Origin of the sequence: Lederbergia citri (assembly GCF_018343625.1) — a bacterium.
Taxonomy (GTDB): Bacteria; Bacillota; Bacilli; order Bacillales; family Bacillaceae_C; genus Lederbergia; species Lederbergia citri.
In genome coordinates this window covers 21,075-44,404 of sequence record NZ_JAGYPG010000002.1, presented here as the reverse complement: position 1 = coordinate 44,404, position 23,330 = coordinate 21,075, and the positions used below count along the sequence as shown (strand labels likewise).

The following is a 23,330-nucleotide window of genomic DNA, read 5'->3' as shown; positions in this document are numbered from 1 at the left end:
ACAAGCATGAAGATAAGCGGTTATCAAATGTTCTGGCTTGTCAGCCTCTCCTCTATGATCGTGATTTCCTATTTGCCCATCCATTTAGCCGCGGAGCAATCGCGTCAGGACTGCTGGATCTCCATTCTGCTCGGAGGCATGATCATGCTGGCCATAACATGGATGATGTTACGGGTATGCATGCAAAATAAAGACAAAACGTTGATTGGGTTCCTGAAAGACTTGCTTGGCACCGTAATCGGCAAAATCATCGTTATTGTTTATTTTCTGCTTTGGTTCATGCAAATGATTACGACAGCTAAAATATCTGTCGAGTTTGTAAATCTGGTTATGCTTCAAAACACACCGATGATCATTATCCTGCTTTGTCTGTTGTTTATCGTTACATATGCCGTATATAGAGGGGGAATTACGGCCATCAGTCGATGTTCGGAGATTATTGGGCCCATTTTTGTCGTCATATTATTCGTACAGCTCTTTCTGAATCCACAAGATATGGATTTCAACCGAATTCTGCCCATCTATGCCGACTCGGGCTGGTTTTCTATTCTAAAAGGCACCTTTTATTCGTTCAACTACTTGTTAGATCCTTCAATCATTTTGATACTTTTCTTTTTTGCCGAGAACAAACGAACGGCTTCGCGCGCGATCTTATGGGGAACGTCGCTTGCCATTTTATGGGGGGTATTGAGCACACTTGTGCTTCTGTTCATAACCGGGCCCAAAATGGCCGCTGAATTGATAGTTCCTGTATACTCTCTGACAAAGTTTGTATCTATCCTCAATTTCATTCAAAATATCGACGCTTTTTACGTCCCCCTTTGGTACTTTGGCGCGTTTATTAAACTGTCTGTCTGTTTGTTTATCATTAGTTACGGAATATCCGAGTGGACAGGATTCAAAAACTGGAAGCTTATTGCTTGCATAACAACGATCGTATCGATAGGTTTTGTAATTTTTGGAACACACAATATTTGGTTCTTACATACGCAAAAGAACATGTTTATGATTGGACTTTTTTACCCCTTCCTCTATATTGTTGTTCCACTGACCTTATGGATGCTGGGCAGTATACGGCTGCGCCGCAAAGCGTCAAGTGTCGACTAGGATTAGGTGCTGAGCAGTGAATGCAGTTTGCGCCGAAACCGGCACTGAGAACGAGGCAGAGGCTGACGTTTTCATTTAATTGGAACATTAATAGAACCAATATTGCAATCGCATCCCAATTAGCATTCAAACAGCTTATTTTGATCGCTATATAGCTATGAATTGGCGGCTAGGGCTGATATTGCCCTAACGGTTAATCGCTTGTTAACACCATATAAGAAATATCCCCCAGCAAGAAATACAAAATCGTCGAATGATACACTTACCAATGTCTCCAATCTAATATTATGGCCAAAGCAATGAAAAGCATTTGATGTGACCGATTTCATTACAATTTAAGTGCGTTATAGTAGTTCTCAAATCAATCTGTATGTATGCATGCTTTTCATATTGTGTCTTTAAAGACCTAGCTCGCCATTACTCGCTGCCCATAAGCGACTCCGTTTGATGTATGGGAATAGCGTTATTTAATCAAGCCTACCGGGAAGTTCGCTGCTTGGTCATGCAAAAAAAATCCCCCTCGGAAGGATTTTTTTTGCATGACCAAGCAGCAATCCTCGAAGCCTTTGCCATGGTCGTACAAACGATGTCCTCTTTATTATCAGGTCTGAATTCATGCTCTTCCACATACAGTGCTTGTATATCAATAACCCCAAAAATTACCATAACATCGTGAGATAAGGATGACTGTGATAAATCGCCTTAAAAGGTCCGAGTAAAAACCGCCGCTTACTTGAATATGAGTTCTTTTTTGTCTATCAAATGTCAGTCGGGACCCTGTTCCGTGTCCATTATCTGCGTTCTAACGCCTCCCGAAACCAAAGAACTCCCTCTTCATGTATATCCTTTATTTTAAATTTTATCGTTTCATTTAATGATGCGATTGTTTTACTCTTAAGGTATTCTTTCATTTTTTTTTCAGCTTCCAACATAATCACATTAATTGTACAAGGTGAACAACTTATAGATTTAGGCACTTCTTTTCCTTCAAGCAAGATGCAATTTTCTCTTATTTGTGTGCACTGGAAAAATGACTGTGATCCTTCGATCGCTTCTATTACATCCCAAAAATTAATCTCGCTCGGACGTTTTGCTAATTCATACCCACCCTTTACACCAGGCATGGAACGTACGATACCAGACTTCTTTAATTTCGTAAAAATCTTTGATAAATATGTTTCAGAAACTCCTTGAAATGTTGCCAGTTCTTTAGTTCTAATTGTCGTTCCAGAAGGAAGATCAACAAAATAGGTTAGGCAATGAAGAGCATATTCTACTCCAACACTGAATTGCAAAAAAATAACCCCCTTAATTCAGATAACATTTATCTGGATTAAACATTATACTACGCTTTATATACCATGTCAAGCACGATGCAGAGTGATTGCCTCCCAAGAAGAAAGTGAATAGAGTTGTAAATTCTATTACCAATAGCTTGCACTCTTGGTCCAGACCTTCTATTACAACATATTAAAATCAGATTGATTATATCCGTCAAACTTCATTGTTAAATTCTCCTCATCATAGTTTATTGTGAATTACTTAGGTTTAAACGATACCAAGTATAATTTGAAAAATTTTTAATGTCGAACAATTTATTAGTATCCAATACTTAAAAATATTATATGAAACCGTATTAAACTAGGAAGCTATATTCCATTAAAGAAATATTGCACTCTTTATAGAAAGGAGATTAAAATGTCGAGCTTGTATTTTTATTGAATACTTGACATGTATAAACAATAAAGAATATAATTCAGATAACAATTATCTATAATTGTTTCTAGTTGTTAAAAATTAAGATTTATAATCCTTTCAATAACCAACATATCTCCAAAAATAATAGTTAGTGTTGGGAACAATACCTTCTTTTATATTAGATATAAAATACAAAAGCGAGTGAGGGATTAAATAATAAAAATAAATTCGTTCGAATGAAAAAATTGGGATTAAAGTAATTATGCTTGTATAATTAAAAATTTTTGCGTTTAATTACGGATAATTGTTATCTATAATATATTTTATTTTAAATAAAAAGGATGAATTTGAATGAAACAAAATGATTCAAGCTATGTAGTTTAAAGTTTAGATTCGGTTTCACGATAATGTAATCTATAGAATTATACAGAACATCTGCAGCACTAATAAAAAAAGAAAGGAAGGTAAATAAATGTATGTAAATTCCAGAAATGCTATTGTTGACTATAAAAAGCAATTTGATGTAATTGAAAATGAGTTTAAGACATTTCAAATTCTTAGTGAGGAAGGTAAAGTAATTAATCAAGAAGCTTTGCCAGAACTTTCAGATGAGCAGTTAAAAGAATTAATGAAGCGTATGGTTTTTACACGTACATTGGATCAACGGTGTGTCTCCTTAAACCGCCAAGGTCGATTAGGCTTTTATGCACCTACAGCAGGTCAAGAAGCTTCTCAATTAGCTTCCCAATTTGCTCTGGAGAAAGAAGATTTTATATTACCTGGATATCGAGATGTTCCACAAATTATTTGGCACGGTTTACCACTCTACCAAGCTTTTCTATTCTCTCGGGGACATTTCCATGGTAACCAAGTACCGGAAGATGTGAATTGCTTACCACCACAAATTATTATTGGTGCTCAATACATTCAAGCAGCTGGTGTAGCACTAGGTTTGAAAAAAAGAGGTGCAAAGTCTGTTGTTATTACTTATACAGGTGATGGAGGCGCATCTCAAGGAGATTTCTATGAAGGAATTAACTTTGCAGGCGCATTTAAGGCACCAGCAATTTTTATTGTTCAAAATAACCGTTATGCGATTTCGACTCCAGTTGAAAAGCAATCTGCCGTAGCTACCATTGCACAAAAATCTGTCGCAGCTGGTATTGTGGGTGTTCAAGTTGATGGGATGGATCCCCTTGCAGTATATGCGGCAGTTCGTGATGCTCGTGAGAGAGCAATCAATGGTGAAGGTCCAACATTAATTGAAACATTAACATATCGTTACGGACCCCATACGATGTCGGGGGATGATCCAACACTTTATCGAACAAAAGAAACAGATAACGAGTGGCATGCTAAAGATCCGTTAATTCGTTTCCGTGCCTTTTTAAAAGCGAAAGGTCTATGGAATGAAGAAGAGGAAGATCAAGTAGTCGAACAAGCTAAAGAAGAAATAAGAGAAGCAATTCAAAAAGTCGACCAATATCCAAAACTAAAAGTTACCGATTTAATCGGAAATATGTTTGAAAAAATGCCTGATAGCCTTAGAGAACAATATGAGATTTATAAATCAAAGGAGTCGAAATAAATGGCACAAATGAACATGATTCAAGCAATTACTGATGCGTTACGCACAGAGTTAAAAAATGATGAAAATGTTTTAGTATTCGGTGAGGATGTAGGTGTAAATGGGGGGGTATTCCGTGCAACCCAAGGTTTACAAAATGAATTCGGTGAAGAACGAGTTTTTGATACTCCTCTTGCTGAATCAGGTATTGGTGGTCTTGCAATAGGTTTAAGTTTAACAGGTTTTCGACCTATCATGGAAATTCAATTCTTTGGATTCGTTTATGAAGTAATGGATTCTATAAATGGACAAATGGCTCGCATGCGTTACCGTTCTGGTGGTCGCTGGACTGCTCCAGTAACGGCCCGTGCTCCTTTTGGTGGAGGAAATCGTACACCAGAATTTCATTCAGATAGCTTAGAAGGGATACTTGCTCAACAACCTGGTTTAAAAGTGGTTATTCCATCAACTCCATATGACGCAAAGGGTCTGTTGCTCTCAGCTATTCGTGATAACGACCCAGTTATATTCTTGGAGCATATGAAATTATATCGATCCTTTCGTCAAGAAGTACCAGAAGAAGAATACACAATTGAGATTGGTAAAGCAGATGTCAAACGAGAAGGAACAGACCTTTCGATTATTACTTATGGCGCAATGGTTCATGAGTCACTTAAAGCAGCTGAAGAGCTTGCGAAAGAAGGAATTTCCGCAGAGGTAGTTGACCTAAGAACCGTTAGTCCACTAGATATGGAAACCATTGTTACTTCTGTCGAAAAAACTGGTCGTTGTATCGTTGTTCAAGAAGCTCAGAAACAAGCAGGTGTTGGAGCGCAGGTTGTAGCAGAAATTAATGACCGAGCTATTCTAAGTTTAGAAGCACCGGTACTACGTGTGACAGCTCCTGATACAATTTATGCGTTTACGGAAGCTGAAGGCATTTGGTTACCTAACTATAAAGAAATCATTGAAAAAGCAAAAAGAGTAATGAACTTTTGAGCTGAAGATTATAAACACCAAATAAGGATTTTGAATAGTTAACAAACAAACGCGAATTAATTATGCAAACAAACAGAAGGAGTGAAACATATGAAAGAATTAACTTGCGTCGTTATCGGTGCTGGATATGCGGGGATTCATGCCGTGAAGGAGATCCGCAAACAGTTCAAAAATCTGGTAAACAAGCAACTCCTGCGGCTCGTTTTGATTAACAAACACCCCTTTCATTTGCGCAAGGTGCTGATGTTTAGACCAGCCGTCACAAATGAAGAAATCCGAGTCCCGCTTAAAAAACTGTTTCCTGACGGGGTTGAATTGATGCAAGCGACCGTTACGAAAATTGTAGCGGAAGAGAAAAAGCTGACGTACCTGAATATCGTGGGGGAGGAGCATACGATGAACTACGATATGCTCGTTGTCGCAGCGGGCAGCTTTATTCGGGAGCCTGGAATGGAACAAGGCGGGATTCCCCTGGCATCGCTGGAAAATGCGCAACAGATTCGGAATGCATGGCTTACCAATCTCGAGCGGGCCGCCCTGGAAGACAATTCGCAGGAACGCGAGCGACTGATGAGGATTGCAATTGCTGGAGCGGGCATCAGCGGAATGGAGACAGCCGCGGAGCTCGCATACTACGCCCGAAAGGATGCGAAGCGGCTGGGACTTGACCCACAGTCCTTAAAAATCGATTTGTACAATTCTCACCAACGGCTTTTTTTGGACGGTCCCGCCAAGGTAGGTAAGAAATTAGAAAACATCCTCCAAGACATTGGAATCAATGTTGTGCATGAAAAACGCGTTATCAAGGAAAAGGATGGTATATTATGGTTATCGAACAACGAAAAACGACCTGTCGGCCTATGCATATGGACGCTCGGGCTGCAACCCAATCCGATGTTGCGTGAGCTAGGTTTGCCAGTAACGTCAGAAGGGTATGCCCTCGTTGATGCCAGTTATCGGGTTGCGGACATGCCTGGTGTATACAGTATCGGCGACTGTGCCAGAATCGTGGACCCATTGAACGAGCATGTCGATGGCAAGACGTGCAAAGAAGCCATGCCTCAGGCGGCAAGACTTGCCAAAGTTATATTAGCGGATCTTGAAGGGCGGCAGGCGCCAGTGCATAAAAGCTACTTGAATTCGTTCAGCATCGGACTCGGTCCTGAGAAAGGATTAACATGGGTAAAAAAATGGGGAGTCGATTTCATCATCACGGGTAAATTGGGCTGGAAGATTAAAAAGTACACATGGGCTACAGCAAGCATGTTGAAAAAATAATCGGGATGAATCAGACTAATTTATGCATCAATTCCAGTACACGTATTGGATAAGCTACTACTGGAGCAATTGCAAACACGATATCCTAAACTTGATCTTAAATCGAAATTAATTTTAGGGGTAATTTTATGCGAAAAGTGGTTCTTGTGGGAACTGGCGCAGTTAGAACAGCTTATGCATATAGCATGATAAAGGTAATGCTATCGTGGGAAAGTTTTGTCGAATTTTGTATGCATTTTATGCATTCCGGCTGCATTCCCATTTGATGGATGCAGTTTTTTTATTCTTATGGAGGTGACAAGTGTTGAAAGATACATGGGGACTACTCCTTACCAGGCATCATGAGGCAGCTGTCAATATGGCATTGGATGAGTGTTTACTTCTCTGGCATAGTGAGGGTTTGATCCCACCTATTCTTCGATTTTATGGCTGGTCCAAGCCGACACTTTCAGTGGGACATTTTCAAAAGATAGACAGAACAATTGATTTTTCCGCAATCGATTGTTATGGTTGCGAGTTTGTCCGACGTTTAACAGGTGGAAGTGCGGTATTACATGATGACGAACTGACATACAGTGTGGTTGTTTCAGAAAAAAGGAACTATATTTCCGAATCCATCCGTGCAGCATATTTTACCTTATCAAAAGGAATCCTGTCAGGGTTTCATAACCTTGGCATTAAAGCTGACTATTCCGTTCCGGAAAGTCACTTTAAAAACGAGGGGACAGCAGTTTGTTTTGAAAAACCATCTGATTATGAAATGCTCGTGGACGGGAAAAAAATTTCTGGACATGCACAAACGAGGAAAAAAGGCGTGCTTTTACAACATGGATCGCTCCCTTTTACGATGAATACACAATTATTATTTGATTTATTTCAATTTTCTTCTGAAGAAAAGAGACAAAGACAGAGAGTCGCTTTTTCTAATAAAGCAATTACTATGAATGAGGCTTCTGAGAATAACATTACATACGAATTAGCGGTCGAGGCTTTTACACAAGGTTTTAAAGATGCATTAAATCTTGAGCTGCAACCATTTGAATTAACCGATGCACAGTGGGAAGAAGTCATCACTTTAGCTAACTCAAAGTACAAATCAGAGGAATGGAATTTTAAAAATCGAAAGAAGGTGCATGAATAATGGCAAAGCAACATGAATATTTGAGAAAGCCGGATTGGTTAAAGACAAAAATAAATACAAACGAATCTTATATTGGTTTAAAGAAATTAATGAGAAATAAAAAATTAAATACCGTATGTGAAGAGGCTCGCTGTCCAAATATTCATGAATGTTGGAGCGAACGAAGAACAGCGACTTTCATGATCCTTGGTGATACTTGTACAAGGGGATGCCGATTTTGTGCGGTAAAAACTGGGCTACCTACCGAACTTGATTTTGGAGAACCAGAGAGAGTAGCTGATTCTGTTGAAATTATGGGCCTTAAACATGTAGTTGTCACTGCAGTGGCCCGTGATGATTTGAAGGATGGCGGCGCTGGTGTTTTTGCCGAATCCGTACGTGCTATCCGACGTCGGGTTCCAGGATGCACGATTGAAATTTTACCTTCTGATATGAAAGGTGACTATGAAAGTCTCTCTGCACTTATGTCTAGTGGACCTGATATTTTTAACCATAATATTGAAACAGTGCGTCGCTTGACCCCAAGAGTGAGAGCAAAAGCTACTTATGATCGATCATTACAATTACTAAAAAGAGTGAAAGAAATTGCGCCAACAATCCCTACAAAATCTAGTATTATGGTCGGGTTAGGCGAAACGAAAGAAGAAATTATGCAAGCAATGGATGACCTCAGAGCCCATAACGTCGATATTATGACGATTGGCCAGTATTTACAACCAACAAAAAAACATCTAATGGTTGAGCGTTATTATCATCCGGACGAATTCGCGGAACTGAAGGAAATAGCGATGTCCAAAGGATTTAGTCATTGTGAAGCTGGTCCGCTTGTACGCTCTTCTTATCACGCTGATGAGCAAGTAAGCCAAGCATCTGCCCATCGTCGAATTAAGTATATGAAAGGTATCGAAGATCAAGAGAAAAAAGAAGTAGATTTTTCTTTTTAAACAATTTTGTTGAAGTTTAATGTTTAATATTAATGTTAATCGTCGATTGGATTAGTCTCTAATTGTAAACCTATTTAAGGAGGAAATTAAATTGGAACAACGAATTGATTATTACAATGTAGCACCAGAAGCACTTAAAATAATGATGGAAATGGAGAAGTATACGAAAACTACAGGTGTTGACCGTAAACTTCGTGAACTTATAAAAATTCGGGCTTCTCAAATAAATGGTTGTGCGTATTGCTTGAATATGCACACGGCAGATGCTAAAAAAATGGGAGAAACAGAACAACGTTTATATTGTATTAGTGCTTGGAGCGAGTGTACATTTTACACAGATGCAGAAAAAGTAGCTCTTGAGCTGACAGAGTACGTGACTTTAATCCCGACAAAACGTGTGCCAGATGAGCTTTATCACCGGGTACGTGAACATTATGACGAAAGACAATATGTTGACCTTATTCTAATAATCAATCAAATTAACAGTTGGAATAGAATTTCTATTGCAATGGGGAATACAGCAACAGAAAAATAATTATTCTCAACGAACATCTTATAGTGTCCGTCTCCGATTGTAGAAAAAAGCATCCAAATGAATCAGTTTGGATGCTTTTCCATTATATACTTAAATAGAGTAATTAACTTTAGCTGAATATATTCTTTCTAAGATTGTGAAATATCGTACTTAAACTATCGGGGGCGTTAATCGAAGAAGGATTAAGCGCTTTTTTTTGTTGAAGTTAATATGCTAACGGGGCGGGATAGTTTAAGAAAGATTTTAGTTTATATGCTATTTACACACCCTCATCTTACGGGCGGCATGATGTAATAATATTTTGTATTGATCATAATAGTATTAATTTTTTTAATAAAGTTTTTGTAATTTTTCAACAGCGATTCACTTTAAATTTTATCCTCCTTGGTAAGAATAGTAATAATTATTACATTAAGAAGGAGTGCATAAAATGAAAGGTTATTTAAGAAAAAGGGGTTCGAATTGGTCCTTTACTATAGATTTACCTAGAGATCCAGTTACAAATAAAAGACGTCAAAGAACTAAATCTGGTTTTAGCACGCAAAAAGATGCAAGAGTAGCAATGACTGGAGAGAAGAAAAGCAATGAATGATGCAGTAGAAGAAAATATTGTTCGAAAAAACGTAGTTTTACATACAAAAAGACCGAAAGTTAGTTCACAGTCATATATGATTACTTGGACTGAGAAAGAATGTAATATTTTATTGGATTCTATAGAAGGTGAACGATTCTACATTCTTTACTTATTAGCAATATATACAGGAATGAGAAGAGGTGAAATTCTCGGTTTAAGATGGAAGGATTGCGATTTTAGAAATAATACCATAAGTATAAGGCAAACAATCGTAGAAGTGAGTGGGAAAGCAGTGTTCGCTGCTCCAAAAAGTAAAAGTTCATCGAGAGTTATAGCCATTCCTAATTATGTGGTCGAAAGGTTATTAAAACATAAAGAGAATCAGGAAGTGGAAAAAAGCAGACTACTGAATGCATATCAGGATCATGATTTAGTTAATTGTACGATTGATGGAAAGCCTTGGATTCCAAGAAATGTTCTTCGTCAATTTTATACATTAATAAGAAATGCTGACCTAACAAAGATTAGATTTCATGATTTAAGACATACTCATGCAACATTAATGTTAAAAAACGACGTCCATCCTAAAATTGTTCAAGAGCGTTTAGGGCATGGGAATATTGCTATTACATTAAATACATACTCTCATGTTTTACCGCATTTACAAATGGATGCTGCAACTAGATTTGAAAATATGATGGGAAACTTCTTAATAGAAAAAGACAAATAAATTTATATTAATTCAAAGTAACAATAAAAATTTGTGTTTATATTGCTTGGAAAAAATGCTTATGTGGTCAAAATGTGGTCAAGACCGAAATGAACTTATAAGGAAATAAAACAAATAAGCTTGCAAACCCTTATTTAAAAAGGTATTGCAAGCTATTTGATTGATGGAGAATAGCGGGTTCGAACCGCTGACCTCTACACTGCCAGTGTAGCGCTCTCCCAGCTGAGCTAATCCCCCGACTTATTTAAGCTACATTTTCTATTATAGTAACTTTTGTAGAAAGTTCAAGGGTATTTTTTTCTGTGTGAAATTTTAGTTTATAATCTCAATGCTTTGTACGTCTTCAATTTTAGAAATGGCATAATAAACATTTGTAATTGGACGATCTGCATTGACTCTCGTTTTTAGTTCGAGAAGATGGTTTGCATTTTCTTTAAGGTCTTTTATTCGAGTGTGGGAGATGGTGATTTTATCTTCTTTTATTTTTTCTATTACTTTCTCTAAACTTTCTTGTTTACTAACTGTTATTTTTATGATTATATCTCTTTTTAACAACCTTTTTGGTCCAATTTTTATTAATGTATAAGGTATGAATTCGACACTTATTATTAATAATATAACTCCTGCAACAGCTTCAACATAAAAACCAGCACCAACAGTAATTCCGATGCCTGCTGCCCCCCAAATCATTGCTGCGGTAGTCAGTCCTGAAATATGATCATTGCCTCTTCGTAATATGACCCCAGCTCCGAGGAAACCAATTCCCGAAACGATTTGTGCCGCTAAACGGAGAGGGTCCATCTGGATTCTAACATTATCGCTACCTGGAAAAATATATGCAGATTCTATTGATACAATAGTTAATAGACAGCTAATAATAGAGATGACTAAACTTGTTTTAAGTCCAAGTGGCTTTCTTTTTAATTCGCGTTCCAAACCAATAATTAACCCTAATATGGCGGAAATACCAAGTTTTAGAAGTAATTCCAAATCTAAATAATCCAAACTCCAAATTCCTCCCCTCTAAAGATGTATATGTATGGATTATAACTTATTACAAAGGTAAAATGTTTTACAGAAAGCTTGTCGCAAAACAAATTGAACTTAATATTAAGGAGAAACATATGGATAAACCTAAAATAAACCCTTATTTTGCGTTGATTATAGGGGTTTTGTCAGTATCGACATCCGCTATTTTTGTAAAATTATCTTCTGCTGATGCAGCAGTAATTGCTTTTTATCGATTATTTTTTAGCGTTTTAATCATGATACCTATATTCTTTCCTAAATATATAAAAGAACTTTTCTACATGAATACGAAAGAATGGATATTCTCCATTGTCGCTGGAATATTTTTAGCCTTCCATTTTATTTTGTGGTTTGAATCATTGAATTACACAACTGTCGCTAGTTCAACGGTATTGGTTACGCTCCAGCCATTATTCGCTTTTATTGGCACATTTTTATTATTTAATGAAAAGTTTTCTGCAAAAGCGATTCTCTGTGCCATTATTGCCATCATTGGAAGTGTCATTATTAGCTGGGGTGATTTTAAAATAAGCGGTTCCGCATTATATGGTGATTTTTTAGCATTGGCTGCATGTGCGTTCATTACTGCTTATTTACTGTTTGGACAAGAAGTCAGGAAGCGTATTTCACTCGTTGCCTATACTTTTACCGTTTATTTAATAAGCTCCATCGTCTTATTCATTTATGTACTGCTAACAGGATCTAGTTTATATCCTTATCCGCCGGCGGATTGGATGTATTTTTTATCGCTGGCTATACTTCCTACTTTATTAGGACATACCCTTTTTAACTGGTCTTTAAAATGGTTAAGCACATCTACGATATCTATGGCAATTTTATTTGAGCCGGTTGGTGCAGCAATTTTAGCAGTTATGATTTTGAATGAATTGATTCTCTGGAGTCAAATAATAGGTGGATCGATCATTATAGTCAGTGTTACTTTATTCCTTGCATATGAGAAAAGGTCCAAGGCTGTTCAGAGTTTAGAGCCACAATAGAAAATAAGATAACCGTGTAAAAATGTACACGGTTGTGGTGTATTATCGTGTTAAGCACAATTTTAAATAAACAAGTATGTAAGTCCCGAAAAAACAAATGCCATAATGGAAGAGAAAATAAAAGTTCCACCATAAACTTTCTCTTCCGAATTTGAAATCCTCAATGCCTCTATGTAGGAGTATGCAAACAAATAAACAGTCATAATGATAGCAATAAATAATGCGATTTTAGTTAGCATCATGAATTTCACCTTCTTAATAAAAATAGAACTGATATAATATATGAGGATAATTATTAAAATATGATGGATTCTCTTAAACAGTTTCTCATCTAAGACAAAAGAATTACTCGAAAAATAAAGAAAAAAATACAACTTGCACGCCAATAATTTCAGGATTTATACTTGATGTGTAACAATATCGTCACATTTCACCAAAAAATATTTTTTCCTTTGGACGATTATAACTATTTGTTTGATAGAGAGAGACTAGCAAATGGACAGTAAGGGGGTGGGGGATTGAGGGTAAGTAACCTCTTTAACTATTTTAGCACGATTAAAAATAAGATTTTTTCGGTAACATTGCTGCTTCTATTTTTATTTACTTTATCAGGCATTATTCTGTTTTATAATTTTTCCAAGATGTATGAAGAAAGAATTTATGACGAATCTGCCGAAAGTCTTCTATTATCTTCCACTGCATTAGATGAAGAATTAAAAAAAGTAGAAAAGCTATCATTCCAAATTAGCACTGATAGCATTATCCAAAGATATTTACGAACGATTAAAGTAAACTATTGGGATTATCATGCCTATAAAACAAGGATGATGCTTACAGATCGGTTAGTATATTACACGAATTTGGAAAGGTATATTACATCTGTTCAAATCTTAGATTATCACATGGAAAATTATGTTGGTGGATATGATCCTGCTTTTCACGGTGATTTTTCGAATTATTCGAAAGACATCTTTCAATTACATGGAGGAAATGTGTGGGAAAGCTTGGAACAGAATACGCTGCTTTCAGGGCGCCAAATTCGTAGGACTGAAAATTTACAATTAGATCATTTAGGATTACTTGGCATTACGATAGATATGAAAAGTATGTTGAATCAAGTATTAAATCTTCCACAAGAACGGAGTATTGTCATTACAAAAGGGAAAGATGTCCTTTATAAAGATGATTTTTTTGAAAGCGATATCACAAATGTTGTTGACCAAGATAAGAAAAGACAGGAGCGTGGATTTCTCATTCATGAAATGCAAGGGAAAAAGTATTTTATAACCTTCCACTTATCATCCTCATCTGGCTTAACTTATTATAATATTGTTCCTTACGATAATATTGCTGAAAAAACGAAAATATTTACTCACATCATGACGCTTTTTATAGTACTTATGATTGGATTAACAGTCTTTGTTAGCAGAAGAGCAGCCCAAGCAATTTCAAAGCCGATAGAAGAGTTAACGGAGAAAATGAAACAAGTACAAAATGGTAAATTTGAAGATTTATATTTTGAAACGGATCATTATCAAAAAGATGAAATTGGGCAGATGCAAAAAAACTTTGCTTTGATGTTGGAAGAGATTAAAGGACTTATAAAAGAAAATTATCAAAAACAACTAATTATAAAAGAAACTCAATATAAGGCGCTTCAAGCACAAATCAATCCGCACTTTTTATACAACACATTAGATTCGATCAACTGGTTGGCCCGGATGAATAAACAGGACAAAATTTCAAGCTTGGCTGAAGCGTTAGGAAATATGATGCGCAATATTATAAGTAAAAAAGCGCCACTTATTACAATAGAGGAAGAATTTGATATTGTTCATCATTATATTACGATACAGAAATATCGTTATGAAAATAGATTGCATTTTAGCGTCTTTGGATTAGAAGACATAAAAAAATGCAGTATTCCAAAGCTGACGATTCAGCCGATCATTGAAAATGCGATTCAACATGGGTTAGAGGAAATCGTTTCTGAATGTGATATTGTCATCCATTGTGAAATTGATGAAGATCTTTTGCATATTATTGTAAACGATAATGGGCCCGGTATGGATGAAGAAACGATTGAAACGATATTTGAAGGTAGAATAAAGTCGAAAGGCTCTGGAATTGGTCTTTATAATATTAATGAAAGAATAAAGTTGATGTTTGGCGATGATTACGGGATTCACATCGAAAGTAAAAAAGGTGAAGGGACAACGGTTACTGTCACATTACCTTTTATGGCGAGGTGAGAAAATGTATAAAGTTTTATTGGTAGATGACGAGATAAATATTTTAAGAGGCATAGCGATGCTTGTTGATTGGGAAAAATGTGGGACAAGCCTTGTTGCAGAGGCACACCATGGTCAAATGGCGCTTGATTATTTCGATAAAGATATTCCTGACATCGTCGTTACTGACATTAAGATGCCAGGAATGAATGGAATTGAGATGATTAAGCAAATCCATGAAACCCATCCACATGTAAAATTCATTATTCTCTCAGGTTATGATGAATTTGAATTTGCCAAAACGGCAATGGCTTATAGTGTTAAACATTATCTCTTGAAACCGAGTAATGAGAACAAAATTGAACAAGCTCTTTGTGAAGTTGTTGATGAATTGAATGAAGAGAAACAAAAAGAGCAGTTCATAGTGTCGATAAATCATAAACTTGAACATATCATGCCAAAAGCAAAAGAGCAGTTTTTAAAAGAATTAATTACGAATAAAAAGTATGGATTGCAGGAGTGGGAATATTATAGAAAGATATTCGATTTTGATCAATCAAATATCCGTTTGCGGTTACTTGTATTAACAATTGAACGAGAACATGAATATGAGCATATTTTTGCTTTAAAGGAAACCGTAGTCGATAATCTGGAAAAAAACCATTCCGTATTATTAGAAACCACAATAGGCGAACGAATTGTGATTCTAACTGAAGAAGTCGAAGTGGATACATTGATCAAGTTATTAAAAGAGGTACAACAAATTTTCTCAAACGTGTATCAACTTACTTTTACAGGAGCGATAAGCAATGTTGGTAAAATACAGGATATACGTAATTTGTACAAAGAAGCGATGGATTATTTATCAAAACGGTTCTATTTAGGAGAAGGCAGCATTATTGCGAAAAATGGATTGGACATGGCAGTAAATTCAGAAACGAGCTTTCAATATGATCATGATGAATTGATATTATCGATTAGAAGCGGGGATCTTGTTACTGTTCGACAATATGTAGATGAGTTTTTCTTGCATCTTCAAAAAAATAGATATGACGAAAGTATCGTGAAATCTCATAGTCTTGAATTATTGATGGCGATTACAAGACAAGGCAAAAAGGAATACATGGACGCATTATATAAACAGATCATTACGTTTACTCAGTTACGTACTATAGAGAAGGTTCGAGAATTTATTGCCAGTGTAGCGGAGGAAGTTACTCAGGTTCATTATATCGATACGAAACATGTCCAGAGCTCTATCATTCAAAAAATACTTGAATATATAGATGAACATTTAGACGAAGAGGAATTAACGTTATCTAAAATTGCAAATGAGATCGTTTACATGAATTCCGATTATTTAGGCAAGCTGTTTAAGAAAGAAATAGGTGAAAAGTTCTCACTTTATTTAATGAAACGGCGCATCAATCGTGCTATTGAGATATTTGAGCAGACAGACGAATTTAAAATGTTTGAGGTAGCAGAGGAAGTTGGGTTTGGAAATAATCCTCGATACTTTAGCCAAGTGTTTAAAAAACAGACTGGATTTACACCAACTGAATATATAAACCACCATGGACACGGCATAGCTAATGGATGAGGAGGGAAGATGCAAAGTCTTCCCTTTTTTTATCTTTTTAGCCTTATATAAAGTTGGGAGGCATGGTGATCTCGTAGCCGCAAAGGAAAAGCGTAGTCCCTGGAGCGGAATTCAACAGTTTAACAAATTATATGGAAAAAGACGTCTATTTTTTAAACAATGACGTCTGAAATTTTTATTTTTCCTAATGCTTCAATACTATATATTTACATGTAGAAAGAGTAAACGCTTTCAAAGGAAAAGATGAGGGGGAAAATGATGAAAAAGTTTTGGTTCTCTATGTTAGCGCTTGCGTTATCCATTATTCTAACTGCTTGTTCTGGTGGATCACAACAAGGATCTGCGGATAACAATAACAACGCTAAAGCAAATGATGGAAATAAATCAGAGGAAAAATCAGGTAAGGATGAACAAGTAACGTTAAGGATGTCTTGGTGGGGATCCCAAGGGCGCCATGATATGACTCTGAAAATTATCGAGCTCTATGAGCAGCAAAATCCTAATGTGAAAATTGAACCTGAATTTACAGGATTTGATGGGTATTTTGAAAGAATGGCCGCTCAAGCTGCGGGTAATAACTTACCAGATATTATGCAACAAAACTTTGGAGAATATTTAAACCTCTACGCTGAACAAGGATTATTAGCTGATTTAAAACCTTTCGTTGAAAGCGGTGCCATTAATGTTGCTGGAGTAAGCGACACGATTATGGATTCAGGAGTTAAGGGTGGAAAGCTATTAGGAATTCCTACAGGGACGAACGCTCTTACAGCTTTGTATGATCCTGCTATGATGGAAGAAGCTGGCGTGGAAATGAAGAATGACTGGACTTGGGAAGATTTTGATAATATTGTGCGTACTGTAAAAGATAAAACTGGAAAATTTGGCGCTCGTCTACCAGAGCCGAAAAATATTTTTGAATATTATTTAAGAGAGCAAGGGTTTAAATTGTTTAACGAAGATGGAACAGGTCTAGGATATGACGATGATAAGTTATTAGTGGATTACTTCACAAGAAACTTAAAGCTATATGAAGAAGGGGCCATGCCTGGTTATGATGTTATTCAACAAGTACAAGGTCCTGAAGATGAGCTGATTGTTCACGGAAAAGCAGCCATTGACTGGAGATGGTCCAACCAAGTTGGAGTTGTAACAGATGCCTCTGGAAGAGAACTTAATTTAAATCTCTTACCCGGAGCTAATAACGCAAAAGGTATGTATTTGAAACCAGCTATGTTCTGGTCAATTGCTGAAAACTCTAAGAAGAAAGAGGAAGCTGCTAAATTTATAGACTTCTTCACAAATACTATTGAAGTCTTCAATATAGGTGGAACAGATCGCGGTATTCCGATTAAAGAAGAAATTCGAAATGCAATGTCCGCTGATTTAAGCGATGTTGATAAAAAAGTATTCGAGTACATTGAATACGTTACAGATCACAGTTCACCAATTGATTCCAACTTCCCTGCAACAGCTTCTGAAGTATTAAATGAACTAGCTAATATAGATGAAATGGTTATGTACAAAAAGTTGTCACCAGAAGAAGGAGCAGCTGAGTTTAGAAAAGAAGCAGAAGCTATTTTGAAACGTTAAATTAATGCTGAAAAGAAAACAGGTCCTGTGTTCATGAAAATGACCAGGACCCTTTATATCAGATTACATTATAGAAAGGGTGAGGGGAGTGGCATTAGATAAGTCCGAAATTGCACCCGCGACTCCAATAAAAACAGTTAGCAGACGAAAATTAAAATCCGATCATGAAGAGGGAATAGGCTATCTATTTATCTCGCCTTTTATAATAGGATTAATTGGCTTGACCTTGTATCCTATTCTTTATTCTTTATATCTATCTTTTACTGACTATACAATGGGTGGTCAGGCAAATTGGATTGGTTTAGGAAACTATGAAAGAATGTTCACTGCTGATAAAAATTGGAAGACTTCTCTAAACGTAACTTTTATGTATGCTGCTACAGCTGTTCCAATACGTCTAGTGTTCGCTCTTGCCGTTGCCGTTGTTTTAAATAAAGTAGTCGAGGCAGCTGGTATATACAGAACACTATTATATTTACCTTCTGTTGTAGGAGGCAGTATTGGGATTGCGATTATGTGGAAGCAATTATTTGGTCTTGAAGGTGCACTAAATTCTATTTTGGCTGTGCTTGGCTTACCTACTCATTCTTGGTTAGGAGATCCAGATACAGCGATTTGGACGTTAGTTGCACTATATGGATGGCAATTTGGTTCTTCCATGCTCATTTTCCTAGCAGGATTAAGGAATATCCCACAAACGTATTATGAGGCTTCTAGTGTGGATGGGGCGAAACCTTGGCAGCAATTTTTTAGGATTACAATTCCGTTGTTGACACCGGTTATTTTGTTCAATACTGTCATGCAAACAATTCAAGGGTTTATGGCCTTTACACCAAGCTTTATCGTAACGAATGGCGGACCAATGAACAGTACATTACTTTATGTTTTATATATGTATAGAAGAGCATTTGAATTCTTTGATATGGGTTATGCTTCAGCTATGGCGTGGGTGATGCTCATCATTATCGCATTTTTCACTGCACTTATATTCAAAAGCTCAGACAAATGGGTACATTACAGTGATTAATAAGGAAAGGAGCCTATTACAATGAAAATAAGCACAAAAAAGAAAATAAACAAAATCCTTCTACATGTGGGGCTCATTATTTTTTCCGCAATGATGTTGTATCCTCTTGCCTGGATGACCATGAGTTCATTTAAGGAGAGCTCTACTGTCTTTGTTGATGCGCATAAACTTATTCCAACAGTTTGGGATTTTTCGAATTTTAAAGAAGGTTGGAAAGGATTTGGAGGCATCACATTCACTACTTTCTTTAAAAACTCATTTATTATCACCTTTATAGCAACAATAGGTAGTATTATATCCTCTACCTTTATCGCCTACGGATTTTCCAGGATTAAATTCACTGGAAAAAAGTTTTGGTTTGTCCTAATGATGTTAACGATGATGTTGCCGTATGAAATGGTCATGATACCACAATATATTATGTTTAATAGTTTTGGCTGGGTTGATACGTACCTGCCACTTATTTTACCGACCTTTTTCGGCGTACCATTTTTCATTTTCTTGATTATGCAATTCATTAGAACGATACCTACTGAACTAGATCAAGCAGCTCGAATCGATGGATGTAATTCCATTTCTATATTCTTTAGAATTATTGTACCTTTAGTCGTTCCTGCCATGATGACGGCTGCAATCTTCTCTTTCTATTGGCGTTGGGACGATTTTATGGGGCCATTGCTCTATTTGTCGACACCAGATAAATACCCTATTTCTCTAGCATTAAAGTTATTCTCTGATCCAAATGCGGTTACAAACTGGGGAGCAATGTTTGCGATGACGACGGTAAGTATTCTTCCTGTCTTTATTATCTTCTTTATCTTCCAAAGATATATTGTAGAAGGTATCAGTACGAGTGGATTGAAATCGTAAGAAAAGCGGAAGGCGCTTGAACAGGGGCGACTAGTAAATGTTTTGAGAAAAAAACGTACGTTTTTTGACTATTATTGACTCAAGATATTTCACCTCGAGCCCCTAGCGCATGGAGCTATACAATATGAAAAAGGATGGTACATGAACGATGATAAGTGTTAAGCACCAAACTCTTACAAGTCCTCTTCAATGGGCAGAGGAAGCTTGTAAATCTTTGATGAAAACATACAAACCAGATCAGCTTCCGCCTGCGAATAGATGGCACTACCATCAAGGAGTCTTTTTAGTCAGTATGCAGGAGCTATATGAGCAAATTGGCGATGAAGCTTACTATGAATATAGTAAAGCGTACGTAGACCATCTGGTTGATGAAGAGGGGAATTTCCTTTTTAATCGAAGTGAATTAGATGCGATTCAAGCAGGTTTGCTTCTCTTTTCCCTTCATCGTAGAACTGGAGACACACGCTATAAAAAAGCCGCTGATAAGCTAATTTCGATGTTTCCAACCTTCAATACGACAAAAGAGGGTGGATTTTGGCATAAAGATCGCTACCCTTATCAAATGTGGCTTGACGGGTTGTATATGGGTGGAGTCTTCGCGATGAATTATGAAAGGGAATTTGGTGGAGAAGGACTTTTGGAAATGGTTCTATACCAAGAAAAGCTGATGAGAAAGTACACCCAAGATACAGAAACAGGATTGTTTTATCATGCTTGGGATGAAAGTAAAAAACAGCGATGGGCAGATCCAGAAACTGGCCGTGCACCGGAGTTTTGGGGACGTGCGATTGGATGGTATGGGATTACGTTTAATGAGATTTTGCATTTCTTACCAGAGAATGATCCACGGCGTACTGAATTGATAGAATCCTTGGAGTTCCTGATAGAAGGATTAATTCGTTTCCAGGATGACGAAACGGGACTATGGCATCAAGTCGTTGATAAAGGGGAACAGCCTGATAATTGGCTTGAAACATCATGTTCTAGCTTATTTATTTACACGATAGCACGTGCCATGAATGATGGACATATTGGTCACCAGTATAGAAATCATGTCATAAAAGCTTTCCGCGGGTTGCTTCGAAAAATGAAATTCACAGAAGACGGCCGCTTTGTCATGCCGGATATTTGCATTGGGACAGGTGTTGGCGACTATAAGCACTATATTGAGCGCGAAAAATGTCAAAATGACTTGCATGGAGTAGGTTCCTTTGTCCTTGCTTGTATTCAAATGCAACGTTTATTGCCCAATTTGATTTAATAGCTAAGAAGATTCGGAGTGAAAGTTATGCAAATGAACCGATTGCTATTAGGCATTTATAATCTATGTAAATGGATTACGTACTTCTTTTACCTTAATGCTTTATGGGTTGTGTTTACATTATTAGGTGGTATTGTCTTAGGAGCGATGCCAAGTACAATCGCGTTGTATTCTATTGCGAGGAAAACCGCGATGGGCGAGGAAGATATACCACTTGTTAAGACGTTCTGGAAGGTTTATCGGTCAGAGTTTTTGCGTGCCAATGGATTAGGGTATTTATTGCTTTTAAGCGGCTATTTAATCTACTTTAATTTAACTTTTTTTAGAAGTTTTGAAGGTACGATCTATTCAATTATGAGTTTTATCATGCTACTAATGGCAATCGTTTTTATCATGATGATAATGTATATTTTTCCTGTATACGTTCACTATCAATTAAAGTTAATTCAGTATGTGAAACAAGCTTTATTGATTGCGTTTTTACATCCTTTTAACTTGATTAGCATGCTGATTACTGGTGTGGCAACCTATTATTTTTTAATATTCCTGCCAGGTTTTATTCCGTTATTTGCAGTGAGTCTCCTCGTTCATTTTAATATGTGGCTCGTTCACCAATCATTTCTTTCAATTGAGAGGATAAAAATGAAAAAGGGTATTACTGGTGTGGTATCTTAACCAACATTATATAGTTTTAAGAAAGAGCCTCGTTTAAACAGAGGATCACAAAAATATAACAACATTGTAAATTTTGATAATAGAGGTGGATTGCATCATGAAAAAAAGATATGCCATCTGTGGTGTAAGTAATCGTGCAATTGGGCTTTTTGTCGGTCCAATTGTTAATACGTTTTCAACAACGAGTGAAATTGTTGCACTTCTCGATATTGATAATCGGAGATTTGAAGTTTGTAAATTAGCACATCCAGAAGTAGCGAATGTATCAGAATACCATTCAAATGATTTTGAGCAAATGGTCAATGAAACGAAACCAGATGCGATTATTGTAGCGAGTAGGGACGATACACATGTTGACTATGTTCTTAAGGCATTGGCATTAGATTTAGACGTGATAGTTGAAAAACCTATGGCAACAACGGGTGTAGATTGCCGAAGAATACTAGAGGCGGAAGCGAAAAGTAAAGGAAAAGTGACCGTCACTTTTAATTATCGCTACGGTCCTATTCATACTAAAATTAAGGAACTAATATTAGAAGGTAAAATCGGGAAAGTAACGTCTATTGATTTAAATTGGTATATCGACACGTATCATGGTTCCAGTTACTTCCAACGCTGGAATCGAAAGCGTGAATATTCAGGTGGACTATCCATTCATAAAAGCTCTCACCATTTCGATCTCGTAAACTGGTGGATTGATCAAAAACCTGTGGAAGTGTTTGCTTTTGGAGATCTGTTTTATTACGGGGCAGAAGGTCCATTAAATCCAAAAAAACTCGACGGCAGATTTTGTGGGACGTGTTCAGAACAACTAAACTGCGAGTATTATAAAAGATGGAATTCCAGAAGTGCCTCTACAGTCGTTGAAGATGATCATTTAGGAACTGTAAAAGTTGGAAGGATAAATGGAAACTACACGGGATACCGACCTGATCAATGTATTTTTGATTCAGAGATTAATATAGAAGATGTCTATTCTGCAACAGTACGATATGATGGTGGAGCACTTTTAAGTTATTCCGTTAATTTCTCATTACCATATGAAGGATATCGATTAGCCATTAACGGTACGAAAGGAAGAATTGAGACGAAAGAATTCCATGCTCCACAAAGAACACCTTTCCCAACAACTGATCAAACAATTGATTATTACCCACTCTTTGGATCTAAAGAAAATATTCATGTCGTTTTAAAAGAGGGTGGACATGGTGGGGCGGATCCTATCTTGTTGGAGGATTTGTTTTTAGGAGTGGATTCGACAAGACCGTATAAAATATTGTCTGGAGCAATTGATGGTGCTTATGCAGTGGCAACTGGGGAAGCCGTATGGCGGTCTGTAAAAGAAAATCGCCCTATTCGTATTGAAGAAGTATTGGCTGAGGAAAGGAAAGTTCCAATGCAATCTTGACGTTAATGTTTGCAGCAGCAAGAAGGGAATATTGGAGGGTACTATTCAAAATAAATTAACATACA

Annotated in this window: 21 protein-coding genes and 1 tRNA gene; 18 read left to right on the top strand and 4 right to left on the bottom strand. The window is 36.7% G+C overall.

The window, feature by feature from the left end; all coding sequences use genetic code 11:
• Positions 1-6: 6 nt before the first annotated feature.
• Entirely contained in the window at positions 7-1,107 is a 1,101-nt protein-coding gene (locus KHA97_RS08830) for a GerAB/ArcD/ProY family transporter (protein ID WP_213124397.1), read from the top strand.
• A 791-nt stretch (positions 1,108-1,898) separates the two neighbouring features.
• Here the strand turns inward: KHA97_RS08830 and KHA97_RS08825 are convergent.
• Entirely contained in the window at positions 1,899-2,402 is a 504-nt protein-coding gene (locus KHA97_RS08825; RefSeq protein ID WP_213124396.1) for an RrF2 family transcriptional regulator, read from the bottom strand.
• Between the two features lie 875 nt (positions 2,403-3,277).
• Between KHA97_RS08825 and pdhA the strand changes: the two genes are divergently transcribed.
• From pdhA to KHA97_RS08785, 8 genes are all read left to right on the top strand, one after another.
• Positions 3,278-4,393 (top strand): pyruvate dehydrogenase (acetyl-transferring) E1 component subunit alpha, encoded by a 1,116-nt coding sequence (pdhA, locus tag KHA97_RS08820; protein ID WP_213124395.1) that lies wholly within the window; start codon positions 3,278-3,280, stop codon positions 4,391-4,393.
• The gene (locus KHA97_RS08815) at positions 4,394-5,371 is read left to right on the top strand and encodes an alpha-ketoacid dehydrogenase subunit beta (protein WP_213124394.1); all 978 of its coding nucleotides are present in this window, start codon (positions 4,394-4,396) and stop codon (positions 5,369-5,371) included.
• A 90-nt stretch (positions 5,372-5,461) separates the two neighbouring features.
• On the top strand, positions 5,462-6,649 hold the full coding sequence (locus tag KHA97_RS08810; protein ID WP_213124393.1) for an NAD(P)/FAD-dependent oxidoreductase: 1,188 nt from the start codon (positions 5,462-5,464) through the stop codon (positions 6,647-6,649).
• Between the two features lie 304 nt (positions 6,650-6,953).
• A complete protein-coding gene (locus tag KHA97_RS08805; protein ID WP_407658030.1) occupies positions 6,954-7,790 on the top strand; it encodes a lipoate--protein ligase family protein in 837 nt (278 codons plus the stop codon).
• On the top strand, positions 7,790-8,734 hold the full coding sequence (gene lipA, locus KHA97_RS08800) for a lipoyl synthase (RefSeq protein ID WP_213124392.1): 945 nt from the start codon (positions 7,790-7,792) through the stop codon (positions 8,732-8,734). The genes KHA97_RS08805 and lipA overlap by 1 nt, the downstream gene beginning before the upstream one ends.
• 91 nt (positions 8,735-8,825) lie before the next feature.
• Positions 8,826-9,269, top strand: coding sequence for a carboxymuconolactone decarboxylase family protein (locus KHA97_RS08795; RefSeq protein WP_213124391.1), 444 nt, complete (start codon positions 8,826-8,828; stop codon positions 9,267-9,269).
• Positions 9,270-9,699: 430 nt separating this feature from the next.
• A complete protein-coding gene (locus KHA97_RS08790; protein WP_213124390.1) occupies positions 9,700-9,861 on the top strand; it encodes an Arm DNA-binding domain-containing protein in 162 nt (53 codons plus the stop codon).
• Positions 9,854-10,573 (top strand): site-specific integrase, encoded by a 720-nt coding sequence (locus KHA97_RS08785; RefSeq protein WP_213124389.1) that lies wholly within the window; start codon positions 9,854-9,856, stop codon positions 10,571-10,573. The genes KHA97_RS08790 and KHA97_RS08785 overlap by 8 nt, the downstream gene beginning before the upstream one ends.
• Before the next feature lie 164 nt (positions 10,574-10,737).
• On the opposite strand, the gene KHA97_RS08780 is transcribed toward KHA97_RS08785, so the two are convergent.
• A tRNA-Ala gene (locus KHA97_RS08780) sits at positions 10,738-10,810 on the bottom strand.
• Between the two features lie 75 nt (positions 10,811-10,885).
• The gene (locus KHA97_RS08775) at positions 10,886-11,578 is read right to left on the bottom strand and encodes an MgtC/SapB family protein (RefSeq protein WP_213124388.1); all 693 of its coding nucleotides are present in this window, start codon (positions 11,576-11,578) and stop codon (positions 10,886-10,888) included.
• 119 nt (positions 11,579-11,697) lie between these two features.
• Between KHA97_RS08775 and KHA97_RS08770 the strand changes: the two genes are divergently transcribed.
• Positions 11,698-12,600 carry a DMT family transporter gene (locus tag KHA97_RS08770; protein ID WP_213124387.1) on the top strand — a complete coding sequence of 301 codons (903 nt, stop codon included), beginning with the start codon at positions 11,698-11,700 and terminating at the stop codon, positions 12,598-12,600.
• Positions 12,601-12,662: 62 nt separating this feature from the next.
• Here the strand turns inward: KHA97_RS08770 and KHA97_RS08765 are convergent, their stop codons facing one another.
• A complete protein-coding gene (locus tag KHA97_RS08765) occupies positions 12,663-12,842 on the bottom strand; it encodes a hypothetical protein (protein WP_213125822.1) in 180 nt (59 codons plus the stop codon).
• Between the two features lie 276 nt (positions 12,843-13,118).
• Here KHA97_RS08765 and KHA97_RS08760 point away from each other — a divergent pair, with 276 nt between their 5' ends.
• From KHA97_RS08760 to KHA97_RS08725, 8 genes are all read left to right on the top strand, one after another.
• Positions 13,119-14,852, top strand: coding sequence for a sensor histidine kinase (locus tag KHA97_RS08760; RefSeq protein WP_213124386.1), 1,734 nt, complete (start codon positions 13,119-13,121; stop codon positions 14,850-14,852).
• A 4-nt stretch (positions 14,853-14,856) separates the two neighbouring features.
• Entirely contained in the window at positions 14,857-16,431 is a 1,575-nt protein-coding gene (locus KHA97_RS08755; RefSeq protein ID WP_213124385.1) for a response regulator transcription factor, read from the top strand.
• 258 nt (positions 16,432-16,689) lie between these two features.
• Positions 16,690-18,024 (top strand): ABC transporter substrate-binding protein, encoded by a 1,335-nt coding sequence (locus KHA97_RS08750; RefSeq protein ID WP_213124384.1) that lies wholly within the window; start codon positions 16,690-16,692, stop codon positions 18,022-18,024.
• 127 nt (positions 18,025-18,151) lie between these two features.
• Positions 18,152-19,051, top strand: a complete 900-nt coding sequence (locus KHA97_RS08745) for a carbohydrate ABC transporter permease (RefSeq protein ID WP_213125709.1) — start codon at positions 18,152-18,154, stop codon at positions 19,049-19,051.
• A gap of 21 nt (positions 19,052-19,072) precedes the next feature.
• Positions 19,073-19,921, top strand: coding sequence for a carbohydrate ABC transporter permease (locus KHA97_RS08740; protein WP_213124383.1), 849 nt, complete (start codon positions 19,073-19,075; stop codon positions 19,919-19,921).
• A gap of 148 nt (positions 19,922-20,069) precedes the next feature.
• A complete protein-coding gene (locus tag KHA97_RS08735) occupies positions 20,070-21,182 on the top strand; it encodes a glycoside hydrolase family 88/105 protein (RefSeq protein ID WP_213124382.1) in 1,113 nt (370 codons plus the stop codon).
• 27 nt (positions 21,183-21,209) lie between these two features.
• Positions 21,210-21,857, top strand: coding sequence for a YesL family protein (locus tag KHA97_RS08730; RefSeq protein WP_213124381.1), 648 nt, complete (start codon positions 21,210-21,212; stop codon positions 21,855-21,857).
• 97 nt (positions 21,858-21,954) lie between these two features.
• Positions 21,955-23,265, top strand: coding sequence for a Gfo/Idh/MocA family protein (locus KHA97_RS08725; RefSeq protein WP_213124380.1), 1,311 nt, complete (start codon positions 21,955-21,957; stop codon positions 23,263-23,265).
• Positions 23,266-23,330 lie beyond the last annotated feature (65 nt).